The sequence below is a fragment of the Delftia sp. PX-1 genome (assembly GCF_055797465.1).
The window spans coordinates 3,793,331-3,816,303 of the sequence record NZ_CP184763.1; the positions used below are offsets into that span (position 1 = coordinate 3,793,331).

At 65.3% G+C, this 22,973-nt stretch carries 18 protein-coding genes and 1 riboswitch; of the genes, 7 read left to right on the forward strand and 11 right to left on the reverse strand.

Annotated elements, in window-relative coordinates:
* Window positions 1-2 precede the first annotated feature (2 nt).
* Complete coding sequence (locus ACN20X_RS17455) at window positions 3-1,916, reverse strand: TonB-dependent receptor domain-containing protein (protein ID WP_473209657.1); 1,914 nt, start codon at window positions 1,914-1,916, stop codon at window positions 3-5.
* A gap of 70 nt (window positions 1,917-1,986) precedes the next feature.
* A riboswitch (cobalamin riboswitch) is annotated at window positions 1,987-2,212 on the reverse strand.
* A 96-nt stretch (window positions 2,213-2,308) separates the two neighbouring features.
* On the opposite strand from ACN20X_RS17455, the gene ACN20X_RS17460 reads away from it, so the two are divergent.
* On the forward strand, window positions 2,309-2,698 hold the full coding sequence (locus ACN20X_RS17460; RefSeq protein WP_016446029.1) for a hypothetical protein: 390 nt from the start codon (window positions 2,309-2,311) through the stop codon (window positions 2,696-2,698).
* Window positions 2,699-2,723: 25 nt separating this feature from the next.
* Window positions 2,724-2,915, forward strand: coding sequence for a helix-turn-helix transcriptional regulator (locus ACN20X_RS17465; RefSeq protein ID WP_013802457.1), 192 nt, complete (start codon window positions 2,724-2,726; stop codon window positions 2,913-2,915).
* 9 nt (window positions 2,916-2,924) lie between these two features.
* On the opposite strand, the gene ACN20X_RS17470 is transcribed toward ACN20X_RS17465, so the two are convergent.
* Entirely contained in the window at window positions 2,925-3,731 is an 807-nt protein-coding gene (locus tag ACN20X_RS17470) for a sulfite exporter TauE/SafE family protein (RefSeq protein WP_034367565.1), read from the reverse strand.
* Window positions 3,732-3,859: 128 nt separating this feature from the next.
* On the opposite strand from ACN20X_RS17470, the gene ACN20X_RS17475 reads away from it, so the two are divergent.
* Window positions 3,860-4,627, forward strand: coding sequence for an AraC family transcriptional regulator (locus ACN20X_RS17475; RefSeq protein ID WP_017406627.1), 768 nt, complete (start codon window positions 3,860-3,862; stop codon window positions 4,625-4,627).
* On the opposite strand, the gene ACN20X_RS17480 is transcribed toward ACN20X_RS17475, so the two are convergent.
* Window positions 4,624-5,835, reverse strand: coding sequence for an MFS transporter (locus tag ACN20X_RS17480; RefSeq protein WP_151020440.1), 1,212 nt, complete (start codon window positions 5,833-5,835; stop codon window positions 4,624-4,626). The genes ACN20X_RS17475 and ACN20X_RS17480 overlap by 4 nt on opposite strands.
* A gap of 76 nt (window positions 5,836-5,911) precedes the next feature.
* Between ACN20X_RS17480 and ACN20X_RS17485 the strand changes: the two genes are divergently transcribed.
* Window positions 5,912-6,361 (forward strand): winged helix-turn-helix transcriptional regulator, encoded by a 450-nt coding sequence (locus tag ACN20X_RS17485; RefSeq protein WP_473209658.1) that lies wholly within the window; start codon window positions 5,912-5,914, stop codon window positions 6,359-6,361.
* 3 nt (window positions 6,362-6,364) lie between these two features.
* Window positions 6,365-6,856, forward strand: coding sequence for a rod shape-determining protein (locus tag ACN20X_RS17490; RefSeq protein ID WP_473209659.1), 492 nt, complete (start codon window positions 6,365-6,367; stop codon window positions 6,854-6,856).
* A gap of 95 nt (window positions 6,857-6,951) precedes the next feature.
* Here the strand turns inward: ACN20X_RS17490 and ACN20X_RS17495 are convergent, their stop codons facing one another.
* From ACN20X_RS17495 to ACN20X_RS17530, 8 genes are all read right to left on the reverse strand, one after another.
* Window positions 6,952-8,946: a TonB-dependent receptor domain-containing protein gene (locus ACN20X_RS17495; protein ID WP_313281876.1), complete on the reverse strand. Its 1,995-nt coding sequence runs from the start codon at window positions 8,944-8,946 to the stop codon at window positions 6,952-6,954.
* Window positions 8,947-9,257: 311 nt separating this feature from the next.
* Window positions 9,258-10,718, reverse strand: coding sequence for a D-serine/D-alanine/glycine transporter (gene cycA, locus ACN20X_RS17500; RefSeq protein ID WP_473209660.1), 1,461 nt, complete (start codon window positions 10,716-10,718; stop codon window positions 9,258-9,260).
* Window positions 10,719-10,934: 216 nt separating this feature from the next.
* Window positions 10,935-11,345, reverse strand: coding sequence for a polyhydroxyalkanoate granule-associated phasin (locus ACN20X_RS17505; RefSeq protein WP_464186837.1), 411 nt, complete (start codon window positions 11,343-11,345; stop codon window positions 10,935-10,937).
* Window positions 11,346-11,468: 123 nt separating this feature from the next.
* Complete coding sequence (locus tag ACN20X_RS17510; protein ID WP_016446038.1) at window positions 11,469-12,560, reverse strand: MBL fold metallo-hydrolase; 1,092 nt, start codon at window positions 12,558-12,560, stop codon at window positions 11,469-11,471.
* Window positions 12,561-12,729: 169 nt separating this feature from the next.
* Window positions 12,730-14,340, reverse strand: coding sequence for a DHA2 family efflux MFS transporter permease subunit (locus tag ACN20X_RS17515; RefSeq protein ID WP_016453441.1), 1,611 nt, complete (start codon window positions 14,338-14,340; stop codon window positions 12,730-12,732).
* 45 nt (window positions 14,341-14,385) lie between these two features.
* Window positions 14,386-15,741, reverse strand: a complete 1,356-nt coding sequence (locus ACN20X_RS17520) for an HlyD/EmrA/EmrK family protein (protein WP_016453440.1) — start codon at window positions 15,739-15,741, stop codon at window positions 14,386-14,388.
* A 132-nt stretch (window positions 15,742-15,873) separates the two neighbouring features.
* Window positions 15,874-17,349, reverse strand: coding sequence for an efflux transporter outer membrane subunit (locus ACN20X_RS17525; protein ID WP_473209661.1), 1,476 nt, complete (start codon window positions 17,347-17,349; stop codon window positions 15,874-15,876).
* Between the two features lie 70 nt (window positions 17,350-17,419).
* Window positions 17,420-17,956: a MarR family winged helix-turn-helix transcriptional regulator gene (locus ACN20X_RS17530; RefSeq protein ID WP_070080409.1), complete on the reverse strand. Its 537-nt coding sequence runs from the start codon at window positions 17,954-17,956 to the stop codon at window positions 17,420-17,422.
* A gap of 367 nt (window positions 17,957-18,323) precedes the next feature.
* On the opposite strand from ACN20X_RS17530, the gene ACN20X_RS17535 reads away from it, so the two are divergent.
* Window positions 18,324-18,731, forward strand: coding sequence for a hypothetical protein (locus ACN20X_RS17535; protein ID WP_133073347.1), 408 nt, complete (start codon window positions 18,324-18,326; stop codon window positions 18,729-18,731).
* A gap of 145 nt (window positions 18,732-18,876) precedes the next feature.
* Window positions 18,877-22,908: an RHS repeat-associated core domain-containing protein gene (locus ACN20X_RS17540; RefSeq protein ID WP_284508670.1), complete on the forward strand. Its 4,032-nt coding sequence runs from the start codon at window positions 18,877-18,879 to the stop codon at window positions 22,906-22,908.
* The last annotated feature ends 65 nt before the right edge of the window (window positions 22,909-22,973 follow it).

The following is a 22,973-nucleotide window of genomic DNA, read 5'->3' on the forward strand; positions in this document are numbered from 1 at the left end:
GGTCAGGGCAGAGGTGTCCAGCGCACGCTGACGAACACGGTGCGGCCTGCGTTCGCATAGCCGCGCGTGGGGGCGTAGTCGCGGTCAGCGATGTTGTTGACACGGGCCAGCAGCGTCCATTGCCTGGTCAGCTGGCGCTGGGCGTAGAGGTTGACCACGCCGTATCCGCCCAGCTTGAAGGTGTTGGCCTCGTCGGCATAGCGGCCGCTGTACAGCTGCGCTTCGCCGCCCAGCGTCCAGCCGGCAGCCTGGGTGTCGGCATTGAGCTTGAGCATGCGCTTGGAGCGGTAGGGCAGCAGCTTGCCGGTCTCCAGGTTCTCGGGGTTCATGAAGTCCAGCGAGGCGCCCAGGTTGGCGCTGCCCAGGCGCGTGCCGCCAGACAGCGTCAGGCCGGTGATCTCCACGCTCTGCCAGTTGCGGTAGCAGTTGCAGGGAACGGCGCTGTTCCAGTCGTAGGTGATCAGGTTCTTGAACCTGTTGCGGTAGACCACGGCCGAGAGGCGGTTGGCACCGGCCGCATAGTGCAGGCCCGTTTCCACGTTGGTGCTGCTTTCGGGCTTGAGGTCGGCCGCCGCCTGGCCCGTGAAGCGTTCGTACAGCGTGGGCGTTCTGAAGGCCGTGCCGGCCGATGCCACCCAGCGCCAGCGCTCGTCGATCTGCAGGCCGTAGCCCAGGCCGCCCGTGGTCTTGTTCTGCTGGTCGCGCACCTGGTCGTGACGCAGGTTGGCGTCGAACTGGTGGCGGCCCTCGGTCAGGCGCCAGCCGGCCGACAGGGAGTTCTGCACGCGCCGGCTGTCGGTGTTCTGCGTCCAGGCGTATTGCGTGTCCAGCTTGTCCTCGCGGCGCTCCAGGTCGATGTTGAAACGGTGCTGGCCCAGCGTGAACAGGTTCTGCAGCAGGTAGTTGGTGGAGCTGCCGTCGGCGCGTTCGGGCGACTGGGTGTGGCGGTCGCTTTGGCTGTCGGTATGGGAGATCTGGACCACGCTCTTGTACATGGCGTTCCAGCCGGCCTGCCAGCGCAGGCTGCCGGTGGTGTTCTTGACCACGTCGTAGTCGTCGAAAGGCGGCGGGCTCTGGTCGTAGTGCGTGCGCAGGCGGCTGTGCAGCAGGCTGGCATCGATCTGGTGGATGCCCGTTTTGTAGCCCGCGTTCAGGCCCAGCGAGGTGTTGCTGTAGCCATCCTTGTCCGGGTTGGGCGAGAAGGTGTTGCCGGGGTAGACGTCGAAGCCGTCGCTGCGCTCGTCCGCCAGGTTCAGGCCATAGGTGAAGCCGTTGGCACCGCCCTGAAATCCCGTGGCCAGCTTGCTGGTGCCCTGGTTGCCTATGCCGGCCTCGGCATAGGCGCGGGTCTGGCCGTCCGCCCGCTTGGTGAAGATCTGGATCACGCCGCCCATGGCGTCTGAGCCATAGATGGCGGCGGCCGGGCCGCGCAGCACTTCGATGCGCTCGATCTGCGCCAGCGGCAGGGTGGACCAGACCGCGCCGCCCTGCAGCTCCTGCGAGCTGTAGCGCACGCCGTCGATGAACACGGCAGTGTGCTGGTTGCTGGTGCCGCGCAGGTAGACCGAGGTGACCTGGCCCGGCCCGCCGTTGCGGTTGATCTGCACGCCCGGCACCTGCACCAGCAGGTCGGCCACGCCCGTGGCGCCGCTGCGGGCAATGGTCTCGGCGTCGATCACGGTCATGTCGGCCGTGACGGTGCGCAGGGGCTGCTCGCTGCGCGAGGCGGTGACGACCACGGTATCGAGCTGGGAGGCCTGTGCGCGCTGCGCCTGTTGTGCCTGTTGTACCTGTGCTTGGGCCTGGCAGGCCAGCAGCGAGGCCGCAGCCAGGGCGGACAACGTGCGCAGTACGGGGAACGCCGAGGGCGAGCGAAGAGCGGCGCCAGGGGCGCGCGCGAGGGCGAGGGTGTGCATGGATGCGAGCCAGTTGCGCGCCAGCGACCCCGCCGGCACGGAAACCACAAAGACCGGCTGCGCTGCATGCGCGGCCGGCCGCCTGTTGGCCGGTATCCAGACTGGTGACGCACTCGCCAAGGCCTTCCCGGGCTGTACGCCCAGTGGCACGGGTTTGGCGGGGGCCGGTGCCATGCACGCGGCGTTTCACTCACTGTTGCGGGGGCAGTACATGCGGGCGGCTTTATCTGGCCGCCCCATGTTTCCCGTTTAACCGCAGCCCCTGGGGCTGCTGGCACCAACGGCGGCGATTGTACGGCGGGGCGTTCAGTGCCGATGTAAAGCTTGCTTGACATGCCCGCGGGTGGCATCGCACAATGTCAAGCATCCTTTACACATTGCGAGAAACTTCCATGAATCAAACAACGGTCACCAACCGCCGCTACCAGAAGGAGCTGGGATTTGCGCTGCTGCTCTACATGGCGCTGTTGGTGGGGGCGCTTTTGCTCAGCGCCGACATGCAGGCCGGGGCCCCGCGCACGGCCGTGCTGCTCAGCCCCATGCTGGCGTTTGCGCTGGCCGTGCGGGCCATCGTGCGCCTGGTGCGGGATACCGACGAGTTCCTGCGCAAGTCCATGCTGGAGCAGCTGGCGATTGCGGCGGCGGGCACGGCCGGCATCACCTTCACCTACGGATTCCTGGAAATGGCAGGTTTTCCCAAGCTCAGCATGTTCATGGTGTGGCCCTTGATGGGTGCGCTCTGGGTGGCGGCTTCGGTGGCCCACTGGCTGCGCAGCCGATGAGCCGCGCTGCAGAGGCGGCCCTGCGATGAAAAACACCATCCGTGAACTGCGCGCCGAGCGCGGCTGGAGCCAGGCTGCGCTGGCGGACCTGCTGGGCGTGTCGCGCCAGACCGTCAATGCCATAGAGACGGGCCGCTACGACCCCAGCCTGCCGCTGGCATTCGCCATTGCCCGGGTGTTCGAGACCCGGATCGAGGCGATCTTCCAGGAGGGTTGAGCGCAGCGCTCAGGCCACGATCATGACCAGCAGCACCAGGCCCAGCAGGGCCAGGTAGGCCTTGGCATGCAGGGCATCGGGAATGCGGCCGATCAGCGGGGCTGCCAGCCTGATGCCCGTCCACGATCCGGCCGTCAGCAACGCAAAGGCCTGCAGGTCCACATAGCCCACATGCCAGGGGCCCAGCCCCGCGCCCCGCGATGCCAGCATGTAGGCAGCGGTGCCCGCCACGGCCATGGGCAGGGACAGCGGGCTGGCCATGGCCGTGGCCGCCGCCATGCTGGCGCCGCGCCGGCGCATCAGCGGCACGGTCATCACGCTGCCGCCCACGCCCAGGAAGGCCGCGATCGCACCAATGGCCAGGCCCGCCGTGGCCGCCGCCCGCCGGCCCATTGGTTGCATGCCGGCGGTGGTGCCGTGCACGAAGCCCGGGCGCAGCAGCGCGTCGGCGATGGTCAGGGCCAGGTAGGCGATGAAGGCCCAGCGCACCCATTCCCCGCTGATCCAGGTGGCGGCCGCCGCGCCTGCCACGGCGCCGGCCGCGATGAAGCCGGCCAGCGGCCGCACCTGATCCCAGGGCAGGGCGCCCGCGCGGTGCTGGCGCAGCGTGGCCATGGAGGCGCCAAAAATCATCACGCAGGTGGAGGTGGCCACGGCAATGTGCATGGCAGCCTGGCCAACGGCGGAGTCCGCGCCGTGGATGGAGGTCAGCAGCGCATAAAGCAGCGGAACGGCCACGAAGCCGCCGCCAAAGCCGAAGAGCACGGTGGTCACGCCGGCAAGCACACCGAAAGCCAGCAGCAGGAGAGGGAACACAGACAGTCCTTTGGAAAAAACGAGCAAGGACTGAACCTTAGGATGCTGCGGTTTGGCCTGCTTTCGCGGATAGGTCAATAATCCTTGAATTCCTGCCAAAGCCTGTTGGCTGTTTTCCGGACATTCCCATGCTCAACATCCCGCTGCATTCCGTGGACGCCGTGGCGCGCGATGTGCTGGCCATCGGCACCGACTACACGCCTGGCACGCTGCTGCCCACGCACAGCCACCGGCGTGCCCAGTTTCTCTACGGGATGAGCGGGCTGATGGAAGTGGAAACCGACGACGGCGCCTGGACCATCCCGCCCTACAGCGGCGTGTGGATTCCGGCCAGCAAGCCGCACAGCGTGCGCATGCAGGGCGTGAGCACGCGCAGCCTGTACATCGAACCGGCTGCTGCGCCCCGCCCGGGTGTGCATTGCGAGGCCCTGGTCGTCACCCCGCTGCTGCACCAGTTGCTGCTGTCCTGCGCCGACCTGCCGGCGCTGTACGACGAAGCGGGCCGCGACGGCGCCCTGGTCACGCTGGTGCTGCACGAGCTGGCCTCGGCCCGCAGCCTGCCGCTGTTCGCGCCCATTCCCCGCGACGAAAAGCTGGCCGCCCTGTGCAAGCAGTTCCTGGCCCAGCCCAGCATCCGCGCCACGCCGCAGGACTGGGCACAGGCGCTGAACAAGAGCCTGCGCACCTTCAGCCGGTTTTTCCAGCAGCACACAGGCATGGCCTTTGGCGCCTGGCGCCAGCAGGCCTGCCTGCTGGCAGCGGTGTCGCGGCTGTCTGCGGGCGCATCGGTCACCCAGGTGGCGCTGGAGCTGGGATATGACAGCCCCAGCGCGTTTTCCACCATGTTCCGCAAGGCATTGGGGCGGGTGCCTTCGGAGCTGGTGAGCCGGGTCTAGGCGGGAACGCTGGCCTGGGCAGCCGTCTCCCGCGTCATGGCCCAGAACACCAGGGCCGCCAGGCTGAACGCCGCCCCCGCCACGCAGACGCCGTGCCAGCCAAACCGCGCGTAGGCGTTGGTGGAAATCAGCGCGCCCAGCCCGCTGCCCACGGCATAGAACAGCATGTACAGCCCCACCAGCCGGCTGTGGGCCTGCGGGTTGCTGCGAAAGATCAGGCTCTGGTTGGTCACATGCAGGGCCTGGCCGCCCAGGTCCAGCAGCACGATGCCGGCGACCAGCGCCCACAGCGATTGTTCCAGCAGCGCAATCGGCGCCCAGGCCAGCAGCAGGATCACCAGCGCGCCCAGGCTGGTGCGCTGCGCGAAACCCTGGTCGGCCCAGTGGCCGGCACGGGCCGCGGCCAGTGCGCCCACCACGCCGGCCAGGCCAAAGGCGCCGATGGCCGTGAGCGACAGGCTGTAGGGCGGTGCGCTCAGCGGCAGGACCAGGGCGCTCCAGAAGATATTGAAGGTGGCAAACATCAGCAGGGCCAGCATGCCCCGCGTGCGCAGCATGCGGTCCTGGCGCAGCAACTGGAGCATGGATGACAGCAATTGCGTGTAGCCGGGCACGGGGGAGGGCACCGCCAGCCGGGGCAGTTGCCGCCACAGGGGCCAGGCCAGGGCCAGCATCAGCAGGGCCGAGCAGGCATAGACGCCACGCCAGCCAGCCACGTCACCCACGGCACCGGCAAACACGCGCGCCAAAAGCAGGCCGATGAAAACCCCGCCCTGGGCTGCGCCCACCACGCGCCCGCGCTCATGCGCCTGGCTGGCGCTGGCCGCATAGGCGATCAGCCCCTGCGTCATGGCCGTGCCCAGCAGGCCCACGGCCAGCATGCCCGCCAGCAGCAGAACGGCCGAACGCGCGGTGCTGACGGCCGCCAGGGCCAGCACCAGGCCCAGCAACTGCAAAAGCATGAGTCGCCGCCGTTCCAGCCGGTCGCCCAGCGGCACCAGCAGCAGCAGTGCCAGCGCGCAGCCGGCCTGCGTGGCCGTGACCACCCCGCCCACGGCTGCATGGCTGATGCCGAAGTCGGCCGCCAGCGCCTCCAGCAGCGGCTGGGCGTAGTAGACATTGGCCACGCTCAGGCCGCTGGCAGCGGCGAACAGCAGCACCAGGCTGCGCGGCATGCGGACCGTGTCCGGGGCAGGGAAGGCGTTCATGGGTTGAATCCAGTTGCAAAATAAAACTGGTTGGATGCTAGTTGAACCAGTTTTGAAATGCAACCAAAATAGCGCCATGAAAGAAGACATCCGTCCTGACACACCGCAGCCCTGTCCGGTGGCCCGCTCCCTGGATGTGATCGGCGACCGCTGGTCGCTGCTCATCGTGCGCGATGCCTTCGATGGCATCAGCCGCTTTGGCGATTTCCAGCGCAGCCTGGGCGTGGCCCGCAATATCCTGGCCGACCGGCTGCGCCGGCTGGTGGAGGCCGGCATCCTCGAAACCCGCCCGGCCGCCGAAGGCTCGGCCTACCTGGAATATGTGCTGACGGCCCGGGGGCTGGACCTGTTCCCCGTCATCGTGGCCTTGCGGCAATGGGGCGAAGGCCATCTGTTCGCGCCGGGCGAGGCGCATTCGCTGCTGCTGGACCGCCAGACAGGCCAGCCTGTCTCGCCCATGCTGCCGCGCAGCGGGGATGGCCGGGCCTTGCTGCCGGGCCAGACCGTGGTTCAGAAAATCGATTGATGGATGTCCATGCTCTCTGCCTTCCTACCACTCATCTACGTACAGATTTCTCCCGAGCGCCTGACGCTGACAAATCCGAAAACGGGCCAGACCCTGTCGGAGGTTCCCGAGCTGGCCCTGAGTCCGCCGCCCCGGCGCCGGATTCTCGCGGCCGGCCCGCAGGCCAGGCTCGCGGCCGCATCGGAGCCTGCCGAAGTCGTCAATCCCTTCGCCCACCCGCGTTCGCTGATATCGGACTTCATCCTGGCCGAGCAGCTTCTGAAGTACCAGCTCAGGCGCATGCATCGGCATGCCTGGCTGGCGGCCTCACCGCACATCGTCATCCATCCGCTGGGCGACCCCGAGGGCGGGTTCACCCAGGTGGAACTGAGGGCCTTGCGCGAGCTGGGCAGCGCGGCCGGGGCCTCGAAGGTGAATGTCTGGACCGGCCGGCCCTTGACAGACGAGGAATTGCTGGCGCGCAAGCCCCCTGCGCAGGGCGGCATCTGGGAGTGAGGCCCTGTTCCTCGCCATGAAAAAAGCGCCCGTCACAACGGGCGCTTTGTCTGGGTCAGCGCAAGGGCCGATAACGCGCTATCAGAACCGCGCCATCAGAACCTGGCCGTCATCCCCACGAAGTAGGTACGGCCGCCGTTGTCGTAGTTGGCGCCGATGGTGCGGGTTTCCTTGTCGGTCAGGTTGATGATGCCGGCGCGCAGGGTCATCGAGTCGGTGACGTTGTAGTTCATGGACACGTCGAACGTCGTGTAGGCCTTGGCGAAGGTGGTGGCCGTGCCCGTGGTCACGACTTCCTTGCCCACGTGGCGGGCGCTGAACATGGCCGACCAGCCCTGGCGGATCTGCCACTGCAGCGACGAGTAGATGGACAGCTCGGGCACGGCCAGCAGCGAGGCGCCCGTGCTCAGGTTCTTGGACTCGAACATCTTGGTGATGTTGGTGTTCCAGGTCAGGCCCTTGGCCAGGGGAACGTTCACGAAGCCTTCCAGGCCGCGCGTGCGGGCACGCTGGGCGTTGGCCATGCGGGTCCACCAGAAGCCGTTGTAGAAGCCCAGCGGCTGGTAGTCGATCTTGTTCTTGAAGTTGGTGTGGAAGTAGGTGGCACCCAGGGCCCAGCCATTGCGGTCCCAGCTCGTGCCCAGCTCGAAGTTGGTGCTGGTCTCGGGCTGCAGGTCGGGGTTGCCGGCCATGTAGCAGCCGCGCGTGCCGTCGGCATTCACGCTGGTGCTGGTCCAGCCCATGCCGGCCAGGCTGCGGCAGCCGTTGCCCCCGGATTGCGTGGCGGCGCTGGCCGAGTTTTCCTTCAGGTTGGGCGCACGGAAGCCGCGCGAGACGCCGCCGCGCACCGTCCACTCCGAGGCCGGGTGGTAGACCAGGTAGGCGCGCGGGCTCCAGTTGTTGCCGTATTTCTGGTGGTGGTCCATGCGCAGGCCCAGCGTCAGCGCCAGGTTGTCGCGCAGGAAGATCTGGTCCTCGCCAAACAGCGCCCAGGTGGTGGCGCTCAGGCCCGAGCCCGAGACCGGGCGCCCCGCGTAGTCGATGGGCGCCAGGCCGATGGTGTCGCGGTTGTCCAGCGACTCGCGGCGCCACTGCATGCCCAGCGTCATGGCCTGGTCCAGTCCCCACAGCTTCAACGGCTTGTCGATGCGGCCGTCCAGCGTGGTTTCCTTGGAGTTGTTGCCGATGGTGTCGCCCTTGTCCTCGTACTTGTTGTGCACGAGGTTGAGCTTGGAGGTCATGTCGCCCCAGCGGCCATCGTGGCTGAGGCCGAACTTGGTCTGCTCCAGCTTGCTCAGGCCCCATTGCGATACCACGGGGCGTCCATTCACCAACCGATCGGAGCCCGTGGCGCGCTGGATGCCTTGCGCGGCCTCGATGCCGATCACCTGGTCGGGCGTGAGCTGCCAGTTGAGCAGAGCGTTGAGGTTTTGCTTGCGCGAGCCGGCCGTGGACTGGTAGGTGCCCGGGAAGCCGCCCGTGCCCTCGTCGGCAGCGCGGTCCGTGTAGTTGCCGCCCAGGCGCAGGCCGAACTTGTCGGACAGCGGGCCGCTGATGTTGAAGCCCAGCTGACGCGTGTCGCCGCGGTCGCCGTCGGAGGGCTTGCTGTAGTTCAGCGTGGTCGAGCCGCTCCAGCGCTTGCCGATCTTGCGCGTGATGATGTTGATCACGCCGCCCATGGCGTCGGAGCCGTACAGCGAGGACATGGGGCCGCGCACTACCTCGATGCGCTCGATCATCTCGGGCGAGATCCAGTCCAGATCCTGCGAGCCCAGGTCGTCGCGGTAGTTGATGCCGGCCGAGTTGCCCTGGCGCTTGCCGTCCACCAGGATCAGCGTGTACTTCTCGGGCAGGCCGCGCAGCTTGATCTTGGACTGGGCACCCGTGCCCGACAGACCGCCGGTCACGCCGGGAATGGTGGACAGCAGCTCGCCGATGCTGGTGACGGGCTTGCGCTCGATGTCTTCCCGCGTGATCACGCTGATGCTGGCCGGCGCCTCCTTGATGTCCACGGCCGTGCCCGAGGCGGTCACCACCACCGTGGACAAGGACGTGTCGGCCTTGCTGTCGGCCGTCTGGGCATGGGCCATGGCTGTGCATGCCAGGGCAGCGCAAAGTGGAAGAGGGCGGAGCACCGAGATTCTGACCATCTTTGTAAAGTTCCGTATGGGTTAAAAATCAAGGTGCGAATGATAACGATTTGTATCTACATCTTTCTCTTCACGTAAAGACAGTTGTTTTTTGTTCACGCGTTATCTAATCGCTGGACACGCCTGAGGCGTTGTGCACAAGTCTGGTGCACAAAAATGAAGGGGGTCGGCAGGGCGCTGAGAGGGAGCACGGGGTGCGGCGCCTCCGTGCAAAGGCCGCCCCGGAGCGCAGGGGGCGGCCAGAAACCAGGTCAGCGCGGCTTGGGCACGGCGCCCGGCAGGGCGCTGGAAGGCTCAGCGCAGCTGCCCGAGGGTTGGCTCGATGCCCGGCGGCGCAGGAACTGGTAGGCAATGGCCAGCAGGGCAAACCAGGCCGGCGTCACCACCAGTGCCTGGCGCGTGTCGGCCTGCAGGGTGAGCAGGCCCAGGATGGCCGCAAAGAACACCAGGCAGGCCCCGCACATGGCCACGCCGCCCGGCATCTTGTAGCGCGAAGCCTCATGAAGGGCCGCGCGCTGGCGCCGGTAGGCCATGTACGACAGCAGGATCAGCGACCACACGAACATGAACAGGATGGCCGATACCGTGGTCACCAGCGTGAAGGCTTCCACCAGATCGGGCACCACCCACATCAGAAACGCGCCGGCCAGCAGGCAGGTGCAGGAAAACAGCAGCCCGCGCGAGGGCACGCTGCTGCGCGACAGCCGGTGGAAGGACTTGGGCGCATCGCCCTTGAGCGCCAGGCCGTAGAGCATGCGGCTGGTGGAGAACACGCCGCTGTTGGCCGACGAGGCGGCCGAGGTCAGCACCACGAAATTGATCACGCCCGCAGCGGCCGGCAGGCCTGCGAGCACGAACAGCTCCACGAACGGGCTCTTGCCCGGCACCACGTCGCGCCAGGGGGTGACGGCCATGATGGCGATCAGGGCCAGCACGTAGAACACGATGATGCGCACGGGAATCGAATTGATGGCGCGCGGCAGCGTGCGCTCGGGGTCCTTGGCCTCGGCCGCCGTGGTGCCCACCAGCTCGATGCCCACGAAGGCGAACACGGCGATCTGGAAGCCCGCGAAAAAGCCCATCATCCCGTTGGGGAACATGCCGCCGTCGTTCCAGAGGTTGGACAGGCTGGCCGCACGCCCCGCAGGCGAGACGAAGGCGGCACCCACCATGTACAGCCCCGTTGCCACCAGGGCCACGATGGCCACGATCTTGATCATGGCGAACCAGAACTCGATCTCGCCGAACAGCTTCACCGTCAGCAGGTTCAGGCCCAGCAGCAGGCCCACGCAGGCAATGGCCGGGGCCCACTGGGGCAGGTCCGGGAACCAGAACTGCGAGTAGGCCGAGATGGCGATCACGTCGGCAATGCCCGTGACGATCCAGCAGAACCAGTACGTCCAGCCCGTGAAGAAGCCCGCCCAGGGCCCCAGCAGATCGGCCGAGAAATCGATGAAGGATCGGTACTGCAGGTTGGACAGCAGCAGCTCGCCCATGGCCCGCATCACGAAGAACAGCATCACGCCGATGATGGCGTAGACGAAGACGATGGACGGACCCGCCAGGCTGATGGTCTTGCCCGAGCCCATGAACAGGCCCGTGCCGATGGCACCGCCGATGGCGATGAGCTGGATATGGCGGTTGGTGAGATTGCGCTGCAGGTCGTCTTGACCGTGCAGGCCCTGGCCGGTTGGCGGGGCCTTGTGTGTCATCAGAGAACTCCGGGGAAGACTGGCAAAGCGATGGCAGAAAGGGGGAAATCCGCCTGCCGCGGCCGTGTTTTCAGTCTCTGCATGGAGTCCATGCCTGGAAATGCGGCAGCGCAGCAAAACGGAACGAAGGCCGCGAGGATACCTGAACCTCGCCCCCGCATCAGCCCTGCCGCGCCGTGCCGCTCCAGTCAATGAAGCGGGTTTGATATGGGTGGATCAGCCGCGCGCCAGGCGCCGGGCGTTGGCCACTGCGGTGCGGTGCACGGGCGCGATGCCCTTGCCCACCACGCCCCACATGGCGTTGCTCCATTGCGAGGCCTGCGATGCCAGTGCGCCCCCATTCCAGGTGGAGGCGCTCCAGGGCATCCACCAGATGCGCATCCAGGCCTGCATCAGGGCCTGGCTGGCGACCATGGACTGCAGGCCCATGGCGGCCCAGGATTGGTGGAAGGCTGTCTGTTTCTCGGACACCATGCGCGTGAATTCGCGCCGGTCCCGTGCGGAGGGATTGGCCCCGGCCAGCGCCATGCGGGTGAGCCTGTGCGCCACCACCTGCGGCGCGGCAATGGCCAGATCGGTGGCCTGACGGGCCACCGAAGCAGCCTTGGAAGATTTGCGGTTTGCCATGTGCGCTCCTGAAGCTCTGGATCCATTTGCCGGATCTACCTGCCAGATCCACTTGCCGGTTCCACTTTAGCCAGATGCATGCCGGTCCGCGTAGGCCGATGACGCAATGCAGCAAAAACGCGTTTATCGCGGCTGGGGCCGGGGTGCCGGCGCGGCTCCGTCCTGCGTGACCTCAGATACCAGGGCGCGCCACCAGCGCTCGCCTGCATGGGGGGCGGCCAGGTCCACGCGCTCGCCCATCATGGGCGTGGCCACGGCAATGCCGTGCTCGGCGCCCAGGGCCAGCACGCGCTCGAAGGGGTCCCACCAGGCATGCATGGCCAGGCTGAAGGTGCCGTTGTGAATGGGCAGCAGCCAGCGTCCGCCCAGGTCGCGGTGGGCCTGCACGGTCTGGGCCGGGTGCATGTGGACGTAGGGCCAGTGCGGGTCGTAGGCGCCGGTCTCCATCAGCGTGAGGTCGAAGGGGCCGAAGCGCCGGCCGATTTCCGCAAAGCCGTCGAAATAGCCGCCGTCGCCGCTGAAGAAGACACGCAGCGTGTCGGCGCTTGCCAGGTCCTCGATGACCCAGGACGCCCACAGCGTGCGGTTGCCGTCGCGCAGGCCCCGGCCCGAGAAATGCTGGGCCGGCGTGGCCGTGAAGCGCAGGCCGTCCACCTGCACGTCCTGCCACCAGTCGAACTGGCGCACCTTCTCGGGGGCCACGCCCCAGGCCATGAGCCGGTCGCCCACGCCCAGCGTGCACAGGAAGAAGTCGACCCGGGGCGCCAGGGCGCGGATGGTGGCACGGTCCAGATGGTCGTAGTGGTCGTGCGAGAGCACCACGCCGCGCAGCGCGGGCAGTTCATGCAGGGCGATGGGCGGCGCATGAAAGCGCTTGGGGCCGATGAAGGAAAAGGGCGAGGCGCGCTCGGCAAACACCGGGTCGGTGATCCACCAGCCGCCGCGCAGTTTCATCAGCAGCGTGGAGTGGCCCAGGCGGTACAGGCTGCGCTCGGGCGCGGCGGCCAGGTCGGCCGGGGTGAGCCGCTGCACGGGCAGGGGCGCCGCAGGCTCGGTGTCCTTGGGCTTGTTGAAGAAGAAGTCCCACATCACCTTGGCGTCGGGCTGGGGGGCATTGGCCGGGCGGGGATGGATGTTGCGAAAGCGCCCGGCCGACGATTGGGGCGATTGGGAGTAGTCGGCAATCGGGGCGCGGAAGATGCGGGTTGTTTTCACGGTGCTCCGTCGGTGTTCAGGCCGCCGCCATCATGGAACCGATGGCGCAGCCCTGTCGAGATGGTGGTCTTGGCGGCCCCGTTCAAGGCGCCTTGCGTGTCGTCATGTAAACAAAAAAGGAGCTGCCCCTGCAGGCAGCTCCTTGTGGTGATGGCCCGGAGGCTGGTCATCAATGGGCGCCGGCTGCCTCGGCACCGCCGGCATGGCCCGCGGGGCGCCTGGTCATCCAGATCAGCACGATCAGCACCAGGAACAGCACGGACGACGCCAGGAAGATGTCGTCGGCGGCGCGCGTGTAGGCCTGCTGGTCCACCAGCCGGTTGATCTGGGCCAGCGCCTGCGCCTGGCTCAGGCCTGCGGCCTGCAGCCCCTGCAGGGTGACGCCGAACACGCCCTGGCCCTGGACCAGCCCTTCTGTCAGATGGGCGTGGTGCAGCGCGGCGCGGTTTTCCCACAGCGTGGTGGCGATGGAGGTGCCCATGGCGCCCGCCGTGATCCGCACGAAGTTGCTCAGGCCGGCGGCGGCCGGGATACGGTCCGGCGAGATGCCCGACAACGTGATCGTGGTCAGCGGAATGAAGAAGAAGGCCATGGCCGCGCCCTGGATCAGCGTGGGCACCAGGATGTGCATGAAGTCGGTCTCCACCGTGAAGCGCGAGCGCATCCACAGCACCAGGGCGAACACGATGAAGGCGCCCGTGGCCATCCTGCGCGGGTCCCACTGCGTGACCTTGCGGCCCACCAGTGGTGTCAGGATGATGGCGAAGATGCCCACCGGCGCCAGTGCCATGCCGGCCGTGGTGGAGGTGTAGCCCATCCACTGCTGCAGCCACAGGGGCAGCAGCACCACGTTGCCGAAGAACAGGCCGTAGGCAATCGACAGCGCCACCGTGCCGGCCGCGAAATTGCGGCGCATGAACAGGCGCAGGTCCACCACGGGGTGGGCATCGGTCAGTTCCCAGACCAGGAAGACCACGAAGCTCACGATGGCCAGCACGCACAGCGTGATGATCTCGCCCGAGGCGAACCAGTCCAGCTCCTTGCCCTTGTCCAGCATCAGCTGCAGCGCGCCCACCCACAGCACCAGCAGGGCCAGGCCCACGGAGTCGATGGGCAGCTTGCGCGTGGGGGTCTCGCGGCTGCGGTAGATGCTCCAGGTCATCAGGGCCGACAGCAGGCCCACCGGCACGTTGATATAGAAGATCCAGGGCCAGGAGATGTTGTCCGTGATCCAGCCGCCCAGCAGCGGGCCGACCACGGGGGCCACCAGGGTGGTCATCCCCCACAGCGCCAGGGCCACCCCGGCCTTGGCCGGGGGATAGCTGGACAGCAGCAGCGTCTGCGACAGCGGGATCATGGGGCCGGCAACCAGGCCCTGGAGCACGCGGAACAGCACCAGCGTCTCCAGCGACGAGGCAAAGCCGCACAGCCAGGACGTCAGCACGAACAGCAGCACGCTCATGGTGAACAGGCGCACGGCGCCGAAGCGCTGGGTGAGCCAGCCCGTGAGCGGCACCGAGATGGCGTTGGCCACGCCAAAGCTGGTGATCACCCAGGTGCCCTGGCTGGGGCTGACGCCCACGTCGCCGGAAATCGCCGGAATGGCGACGTTGGCGATGGACGAGTCCAGCACGTTCATGAAGGTGGCCAGCGACAGGGCCAGCGTACCCAGGGCCAGCTGGGCGCCCTTGAGCGGGACCGGCCGTGCAGGCATGGCCGGCGGCGCCGAGGGGGCGACCGGCGGCGCCGGCTCCGGCACGGCGGTGGTAGAGGAAGTCATAGGCAGTCCGCGTAGGTTCTGGGAAGGCGGGGGAGCGATGCCTGCTTACCTGGACTGCATGGCCTGCGCGTCAACCGGCGCGGAGGCCACGGCGGCTGGCGCCTTGCCCTGGGCCCTGTCCTGCACCTCGGCCATGGCCACGGGCGGCAGCTCGGGCAACTGCTTGAGCGGTGCCACGTTCTGGCCCGCCACGATGTGGGCAATGCGCTCCTCGGCCTGCGGCAGCGCCATGTCGTAGACGGAGGTCTGGGCCACGGGTGCGTTGCGCGTGGTCGTTGCCAGCACCTCGCCCTGCTGGTCTCGCACGTCCACCTTGACTTCCATGGACAGGCCCACGCGCAGCGGGTGCTGTGCCAGGTCTTCCGGCGCCAGCGCAATGCGCACGGGCACGCGCTGCACCACCTTGATCCAGTTGCCGGTGGCGTTCTGCGCGGGCAGCAGCGAGAAGGCCGCGCCGGTTCCTGCGCCCATGCCCACCACGGTGCCGTGGTAGCTGATCTTGTCGCCGTAGACATCGGCCGTCAGCTCGGTCTTCTGGCCTATGCGCAGCTGGGCCAGCTGGCTTTCCTTGAAGTTGGCATCCACCCAGAGGTTGTGCAGGCCCACCACCGTCATCAGCGGCGCGCCCGAGGCCACGCGCTGGCCCAGCTGCACGCCGCGCTTGGCCACATAGCCTTCCACGGGCGAGACCAGGCGCGTGCGCTGCAGCGCCAGATAGGCTTCGCGCACCTTGGCGGAGGCGGCGATCACGCTGGGGTGCTCTTCGGCGCTGCTGCCCTTGGTCTGGGCTTCGGCAGCCGTCAGCTGCGCCTTGGCGGCGCGCACGGCGGCTTCGGCTGCCGAGGCGGCATTGCCGGCCGTGCGGGCCAGGGACTGGGCGTGGTCGAACTCCTCCTTGCCCACGGCGCCCGTGGCCAGCAGCGGGCGGCGGCGCTCCACATCCTCGCGGGCGCGGGCGGCATCGGCCTGCAGGCGGGCCAGATCGGCCTCGCGCTGGGCCACCTGGGCGACCAGGGGGGCATTGTTGGCGTACAGCGTGCGCACCTGGCGCACGGTCTGGGCCAGCTGCGACTCGGCCTGGGACAGGGCGACCAGGGCATCGGCCGAGTCCAGCTGCACCAGCAGCTGGCCGGGCTTGACGTAGTCGGTGTCGTCGGCGCCGATGCTGATCACCGTGCCGCCGACCTGCGGCGTGATCTGCACCACGTTGCCCGCCACATAGGCGTTGTCCGTGGTCTGGTAGTTGCGGGCCACCATCCAGTGCCAGCCGCCCCAGGCGACGGCGGCCACCGCGACGGCGGCGGCCACGATGGTCAGGCCCTTGCGGCGGCCCTGCGGGTTGGCCACGGGCGAGGCTGCGGCAGCGGGTGCATTGGATGCTTGCTTGTTGGTATCGGTCATGGTGTTCGGCGCTTTGTTATCTGTGAATGTGGTTGTGCGGCCGGGGCAGGGGGCTGGCGGTCTGTCACGCTGGCTGGCGGTCTGCCCGGTGGAATGTCAAGAGTGAGGTGGGTTCCTGTGCGGGTTGCGATCTCAGTGCTGGCTGACCTGCACGGCATCCGTGCCATCGGTCCAGCCGCCGCCCAGGGCCTTCATCAGCGACACGCGCGTGTCCAGCGCGCGGGCGCGCAGGTCCACGTCCAGGCGGCGCTGGGTGATCACCTGGGTCTCGGTGTTCAGCACCGTCACCTGGCTGGCCAGGCCGGCCTTGTAGCGCTGCACGGCAAAGTCGTAGGCGCGTTCGGCCTTCTCCAGCGACTCGGCCTGCAGCTGCTGTTGGCGCGCCAGCGATTGCACGGACGTGATGGCATCGCCCGCTTCCTTGACCGCATCGAGCACCACGCCGTTGTACTGGGCAATGGCGGTGTCCAGATCGGCCTGCGTGCCGCGCAACTGGGCGCGCAGGCGCTTGCCGTCGAACAGGGGCAGGCGCAGCGCGGGCGTCACGCCCATCTGGCGCGAGCTGCCCTTGAACAGGTTGTCCAGCCCGACGGCGTTGAGGCCGATGAAGGCCGTCAGGTTGATATCGGGATAGAAATCCGCCCGCGCGCTCTCTATGCCCTGCGTTGCCGACTCCACGCGCCAGCGTGCGGCCACCACGTCGGGGCGGCGGCCCAGCAGGTCTGCGCCCAACTGGCCGGGCATGGCCTGGATCTGCAGCGCGGCCAGACGGGGCGCCAGCTGCAGCTGCGCCTCGGGCGCCTGGCCGCAGAGCACGGCGATGGTGCGGCGCGCCAGCGTGATCTGCTCGTCCAGCATCTCGATCTGCGTGCCGGCATCGGGCAGGCCGGCCTGGGCCTGGGTCAGCTCCACCTGGCTGTCCAGCCCGGCGCGCGTGCGCTGCTGGCTCAGCTCCAGCAGAGACTGGCGCTGGGTCAGCGTGCGGCCGGCCACCTCCTTCTGGGCAATCAGCCGGGCCAGCGCCACATAGCTGCGCGCCACCTGGGCGGCCAGCTGGTTGGCGGCCGCGGCGCTGTCGGCCTGGGCGGCACGGGCCTGACCCAGGGCGGCCTGCAGGTCGGCCGCATGGCGGCCAAAGAAATCCGGTGTCCAGCTCAGGCCGGCCTGCAGGTTGCCGGTGTTGTAGGTATGGCCTGCAATGGGTGCGGGCACCAGGCCGTTGGCGCTGTAGTGCTGGCGCGTGGCGTCGATGCCGAGCGTGCCGCGCACATCGGTGGCCGTGCTGGTGGCCGTGGCCAGGGCGGCAGCCTTGTCGAAGCGGGCGCGGCTCATGGCCAGGCTGGGGCTGCCCTGCAGCGCCTGGGCGATCAGGCCGTCCAGCTGGGCATCGCCCAGGGACTTCCACCAATCGGCGGCGGGCAGGCTGGTATTGGCGCCTGTCTCGGACTGGGCCGTTAGACCCAGGTCGGAGGCGCCCAGCCGGGCCAGCGGCTCATGGGCCGGGCCCTGGGAAGCACAACCGGCCAGGGCCAGCGCGGCGCACAGGGTGGCCGCTGCGGCGGCCACGCGGCGGGGCGCAGCGGACACGGAAACAAAGGAATTGGGCATGGTGGTCTGCCTGTTGGGTGTCAAGAATCAGGAAATCGGAAACCGGGGCGGAAAAAGGGGGCTGGCGCTGTCAGCCGACGGGCCTGGCAGGCGCAGGGGCCGGCGGCGCAGCTTCCGGCGCGCGCATCGCATCGCCATTGGCCAGCAGGCGGCGCAGCATGTCCAGCAGCTGGCGGGACTCGTCATGGCTGAAGCCGGCCATATGGGCATTCATCACGCTGGACAGCACCTGCGGCACCTTGGCCGCCATGGCGCGGCCTTCATCGGTCAGCACCAGCTTGACCACGCGCCGGTCCACCGTGGAGCGCTCGCGCCGCAGCATGCCCTTGGATTCGAGCCGGTCCAGCGCCCGCGTGATGGAGGCCGGATCCAGCCCCAGGTCACGTGCCATGCCGGCATTCGTGGCGTCGCTGCACAGCAGCAGCTTGTACAGCGGCAGCCACTGCACATAGGTCAGCTCATGCTCGGCCAACTGCGCATCGGCCTGCTGGAGGATGGAACTGAGCACCTTGCGCATGAGGAACCCCACGCTCTCGAAGGGCGTGTAGCTGCCAGGGCTGTAGAAGTCCGAGGGCTGCAGGCCGTTGGGCAGGGGTGGCTGGGTCATGGTGTCTGCGGGTGAAATGATTGACTGCGCAATGATTGTTGCGGCAATTATTGCAGAAACACCGGTTGACCGTGTGACGCGAGGGTGCCGGGGACAAGGGAAGGGTTATCGGGGGCATGCAGTCGTTATAGCGGTGGAGACCTTGTTGCGGAGCACGGGGGACAGGCTCTCTCATTGCGGAGCGTGGCTATCGGAGCGATGCACTCCTTCCACGGGAAGACGGCAGTAGTTCTCTTTAAAGTGAAGTTTCGGGAACTCTGTCGCTGTTGGTGTGGTGATGGAGTGCAGATGCTCTGTAAGATGAGCGCGAACCAGAGCATTCGCTCAACTTCCGGCTGGCGCGGCATAGGAAAATCACAGTGCTTGATTGGATCGCGTTGATCCCGATTTATTGACTTTGTTTATTGTTTTTGGGGGATTAGTGAAAATTTCGTCGTTCGTCAAGATTTCCGTGTTTTTTCTGTGTTTTCTGACATTTATTCACTCGGTGTCTGCAGCAGTTCCTCGTAGCTTCTTTTATAGAGGATGGTTGAATAATCTGGGCGCTGCAAAAGACTATTCGACCCCTGAGGGTTACTGCGCCGACTATGCGGCAATGCGAGCCGGAGATCCACTGGATGACTACAACTTCATAAATCATAAAGTGATCGAGGTTGGTGATACGGCTGAGTGCTGGGGCTGGGTTCGTTCAAAAAGGGGGAGTGATATATATAATCAATATACTTATGTGGGAATGAGTATTATTAGATTTTGTCCTGAAAATTCCAAAAAGTAATATTTATGGAACCTGCGATTGTAACTACGGAAGCATTGAGCTGAATAACCGTTGTGAAGCTGCTTCGGTTGATATGGGGCGCATGTGTCGCATCAGTGGATAAAGAACCCCGTATCCTGTTATTTTGCCGATTGCTCAAAAGTACATGAACGAGGTTGATTACTTTGATGCAGGGGTGAATCCGCTATCCATCGAGAGGACCTACCTGCATCGCCGGCGGCAGAATGAATCGCTGATGGGGGCGGGATGGTCTCATTCCTACGCGGTAAGACTTGAGCATGTAAAGAATTCGCAAGGCATTTCGAAAAAGGCCCAAATTAACTTTGGTGATGGCAGCTATCTTTGGTTTGATTGGGTCAATGGGGCGTGGGTGGCAAGAAATGGATCAAGTAGTCTGACGCAGGTGGGTTATGGCTGGATTTTGAATGATTTGCAGAATGGAGATATAAGAAATTTTGATGAATCAGGAAAGCTTCTAAGGCATGAGCGGCGAAATGGCTGGTTTATTGAGTATGAGTATGATGCAGGCGATAGAATCGCCGAAGTACGCAATGGCTTTGGTAGAAGGCTCAACTTTGTTTATGGCTCACAGGGCAAGCTCCAGGATATCGACGTCGATGGCGTGCGCGAAGTTGGATTTGAGTATGATGCCATGGGTAATTTGCAGAAGGTAATTTACAAAGATGGATCAACGATAGGCTATAAATATGAGGACCTTAGATATCCTCATTTTTTGACCGGTGTTACTGACGAAAATAATAATAGATTGTCCACATTTAAATACAATGCAGATGGGCAAGTGATAGACACTGAGCGTGCGAATGGGGTGGCTAAATATCAAATTGGATATCCTTCGCAAGATTATGGGGAAACTCAGGTGATAGATCCGTTGGGGCGTCAACGTTTCTATAGGTATAAAAATGCTTTTGGTGTTCTGGAAGTCACTTCCAGTAGTGCGCCGGGTGTGAGTGGGGAACTAGATGCTGCCAGTCGTATTCAAGGCTCTTCTGGATTGCGTGAATCGGAGACTGATTTCAAGGGTGCCAAGAAAACATTTGGCTGGGATCATGGGCGACGCCTGCTCACGAGTGTGACAGAGGCGGTAGGAACGCCTCAGGAACGTACTGCCAACATGGAATGGCATCCTCAATGGAGCTTGCCTTCGAGGATAGTTGAGTCGGGGCGCCAGGCCAGCTACACCTACGACGCGAAGGGACGTCTATTGAGTTTGGCCGTCGGAGATGTGGGTGCAGCCGACAACTCTGCTCCAGGCTGGCAGTGGTCTTATGCTGCGTCTGGCCTGGTGGCCTCGGAAACCGCCCCTAACGGTGCCACCTCCAGCTTTGCCTACGATGGTTTTGGGAATCTTTCGAGCACGAAAAATGCTTTAGGGCATTTGGATCATTTTATTCATGGGGCTGGAGGTCGACTGCAATCGCATACTGCCACTACGGGGCTGACTAGCAGTTTTGAGTATGATTTGCGCGGGCGCCTCATTCGTCTGCAACGTGATGGTGAAGTATCGCTGTATAGGTATCTTCCGTCCGGACAAATGCAAGGTTTGACCGCTTCCAATGGGCATCAGGTCAGCTATATATATGACAATGCCCAACGCTTAATTGGCTGGAATGATAATCGCGGTAACTCTGCTTCATACATCCTGGATAATATGGGAAATCGCTTGGATGAAATTGTTCGAGATGCCGGAAATCAACCAGCGTGGGTGGTGAAACGCACCATCAATAGTCTCAACCGTATTCAACGCCTCACTATCGGCGAAGTGGCGACAGAATTTGGCTATGACGCCAATGGCGACCTGATCAGCAGTGTACGGCCGGCCAACGGGTCAAGCCGTGGCACCAGCATAGGTCTTGACCCCTTGCGGCGAGTCGGCGCTATCACCAACGAAGACAACGCCAGCGCATCGCTGTCATACAACGCCCTGGACGCAGTCACATCCGCCCAGGACTTCAAAGGCGTCACCACCACCTACACCCGAGACGCCCTGGGCAACGCCAAGGCCGAAGCCACCCCCGACGCCGGCAACATCACCGCTACCTATGACGCCCTGGGCCTGATCGCGACCGCCAAGGACGCCTCAGGTCGCACCCTCGCCGTGCAGCGTGACGCCCTGGGCCGTCCCACCCAACTCCAGTACGGCAGCACCGCAACCTCCACGCTGCGCTACGACCTGCCCGGCACCACCTACAACGGCCCCGGTGCCCCCAAGGCCAGCACGGGCCACCTCAGCGAGATCCAGGACCCCGGCGTCACCACCCAGTACCAGCGCGACATCCTGGGCCGGGTGCTGCGCAAGAGCCAGATCCTTGCCAATGGCGACACCAAGTCGCTGATCCACTCCTATGTACCTGCCGGGCAGGGCGGTGGTGGAGAACTGCAAAGCATCACCTACCCCAGCGGCAAGCAGGCCACCTACCTGTATGACAGCACAGGCCAGATCACGGGCCTGCAGTGGAACGGCCAGCCCCTGGTCACCGGCCTGACCTGGAGCCCGCTGGGCCAGCCCACGGCCTGGCAATGGACGGGCTTTGCGCAGCAGCCCGGCGCCACGGCAGCCCTGGCCGAGCAGCGCAGCTACAACACCGCAGGCCAACTGGCCAGCAGCACGCTGCTGAACCTGACCTGGGATGCCGCAGGCCGCATCAGCCTTATCCAGCAGCAGCACATGCTGCCGGGCACAGCGTCGGCCCAGCAGGCAAAACTGTCCAGCGCCTTCAGCTATGACTTTGCAGGCCGCCTGACGGCCAGCGCCCACAGCGCGCCTGCGGGCCTCACGCTGCCCACGGGCTGGAGCTTGGCCGACACCATCGAGCTCAGCGCCTCCGGCTATGCCTGGGATGGCAATGGCAATCGCACGGAGGTGCACTACACCAACGCCTTGGCATCGGGCACCTCCACGCTCAAGCGCAGCTACCAGACGGCTGCGGGCACCAATCGCCTGCAAAGCTATGCCCAGACGCTGCAGCGCCCGGGCAGCGCGGCGCAGAACAGCAACGTGACCTTCAGCTACGACGCTGCGGGCGCCCTGGTCAAGAAGGGAGACAACCACCTGCACTACGGCGCAGACGGCCGCATCGCCAAGGCCGGCGAATACGCGGACGCGGCCGACGCACGAGCGGTCAGCTACGTCTACAACGCCCTGGGCCAGCGCGTGCTCAAGAGCGATGCCCGGGGCGCAGGTCAACCGGCCACGCTGCATACCCTGTATGCCGAAGACGGCATAGGCAGCACCGTGCTGGGCCAGTACGCCAACCAGCGCAGCGCCAACAGCGCAGCGCCCGCAAGCCAGAGCGACAGCACGGAAATCATCTACCTGCCCACGGCCAGCGGCCCCATGCCCATTGCGGCAGAAATCAACGGCCGGCTGTACGCCATCCACACGGACCATCTGAACACCCCCAGGCGCCTGACCAGCCAGCAGGGGCAGGTGGCCTGGCAATGGCTGATCTCAGGGTTTGGAGAAGTGCGGCCTACCACGGGCGACCGGGGCTACGGCCAGACGGTCAGCGGGCCAAGCTATGCGCAGGCGGTGAAGTTCGATCTGCGGTATCCGGGGCAGGTGTTTGATGAAGAGACGGGGCTGTCGTACAACCTGCACAGGTACTACGATGCGGCGACGGGGCGGTATATGCAGGCGGACCCGATTGGGCTGGAGGGTGGGTGGAATCGGTTTGGGTATGTAGGTGGTGATCCTCTGTCTTTTGTCGATCCCGAAGGACTGCAGTTTCTTGACCTGACGACGTTTGCGGGAGCAAGGCGTAATACGACGCTGGACGATGCAGTAAGAGCGGGTGCGTGGACTAGAGCCGTGACGCTTCCCGCCGTCACTACTGGTCTTACACCTTCGGCAATTGGTTTGGTTGGTTCTACATCTGCACCATTGTTTTGTCCGGCAACCACTACGGTGACATCTTGGGCGCCAGCGGGGATCGTGCCAGATTTGGCGGCAGGCAGATGGGTAATGCAGGGTGGCCCCACGTCGTGGAACTACATCCGAACTGGAGTTTGGGGACCCAGGTTTACGCCAGGGCAAGGACTGTCTTGGCCTTCCTATCCGCTAACCAATTCCGTCACGGGAACTGCGACGGTTTCATGGCCAACAGGATTGGCTAATTTTTGGAGAGGTATTTTTGGACAAAGGCAGATAGTTCCGTGAAAACAAATCTTCTCGACAACATATTAATTATTTGTTTCACTGCAAAGCTCCTGTGGAACGTGATA

Coding starts and splice junctions, on each gene's coding strand:
- ACN20X_RS17460 (WP_016446029.1), top strand. CDS start 2,309: ATGAATCAAACAACGGTCACCAACCGCCGCTACCAGAAGGAGCTGGGA.
- ACN20X_RS17540 (WP_284508670.1), top strand. CDS start 18,877: ATGAACGAGGTTGATTACTTTGATGCAGGGGTGAATCCGCTATCCATC.
- cycA (WP_473209660.1), bottom strand. CDS start 10,718: ATGACACACAAGGCCCCGCCAACCGGCCAGGGCCTGCACGGTCAAGAC.
- ACN20X_RS17515 (WP_016453441.1), bottom strand. CDS start 14,340: ATGACTTCCTCTACCACCGCCGTGCCGGAGCCGGCGCCGCCGGTCGCC.
- ACN20X_RS17480 (WP_151020440.1), bottom strand. CDS start 5,835: ATGAACGCCTTCCCTGCCCCGGACACGGTCCGCATGCCGCGCAGCCTG.
- ACN20X_RS17490 (WP_473209659.1), top strand. CDS start 6,365: ATGTCCATGCTCTCTGCCTTCCTACCACTCATCTACGTACAGATTTCT.
- ACN20X_RS17520 (WP_016453440.1), bottom strand. CDS start 15,741: ATGACCGATACCAACAAGCAAGCATCCAATGCACCCGCTGCCGCAGCC.
- ACN20X_RS17525 (WP_473209661.1), bottom strand. CDS start 17,349: ATGCCCAATTCCTTTGTTTCCGTGTCCGCTGCGCCCCGCCGCGTGGCC.
- ACN20X_RS17485 (WP_473209658.1), top strand. CDS start 5,912: ATGAAAGAAGACATCCGTCCTGACACACCGCAGCCCTGTCCGGTGGCC.
- ACN20X_RS17530 (WP_070080409.1), bottom strand. CDS start 17,956: ATGACCCAGCCACCCCTGCCCAACGGCCTGCAGCCCTCGGACTTCTAC.
- ACN20X_RS17475 (WP_017406627.1), top strand. CDS start 3,860: ATGCTCAACATCCCGCTGCATTCCGTGGACGCCGTGGCGCGCGATGTG.
- ACN20X_RS17465 (WP_013802457.1), top strand. CDS start 2,724: ATGAAAAACACCATCCGTGAACTGCGCGCCGAGCGCGGCTGGAGCCAG.
- ACN20X_RS17495 (WP_313281876.1), bottom strand. CDS start 8,946: ATGGCCCATGCCCAGACGGCCGACAGCAAGGCCGACACGTCCTTGTCC.
- ACN20X_RS17505 (WP_464186837.1), bottom strand. CDS start 11,345: ATGGCAAACCGCAAATCTTCCAAGGCTGCTTCGGTGGCCCGTCAGGCC.
- ACN20X_RS17455 (WP_473209657.1), bottom strand. CDS start 1,916: ATGCACACCCTCGCCCTCGCGCGCGCCCCTGGCGCCGCTCTTCGCTCG.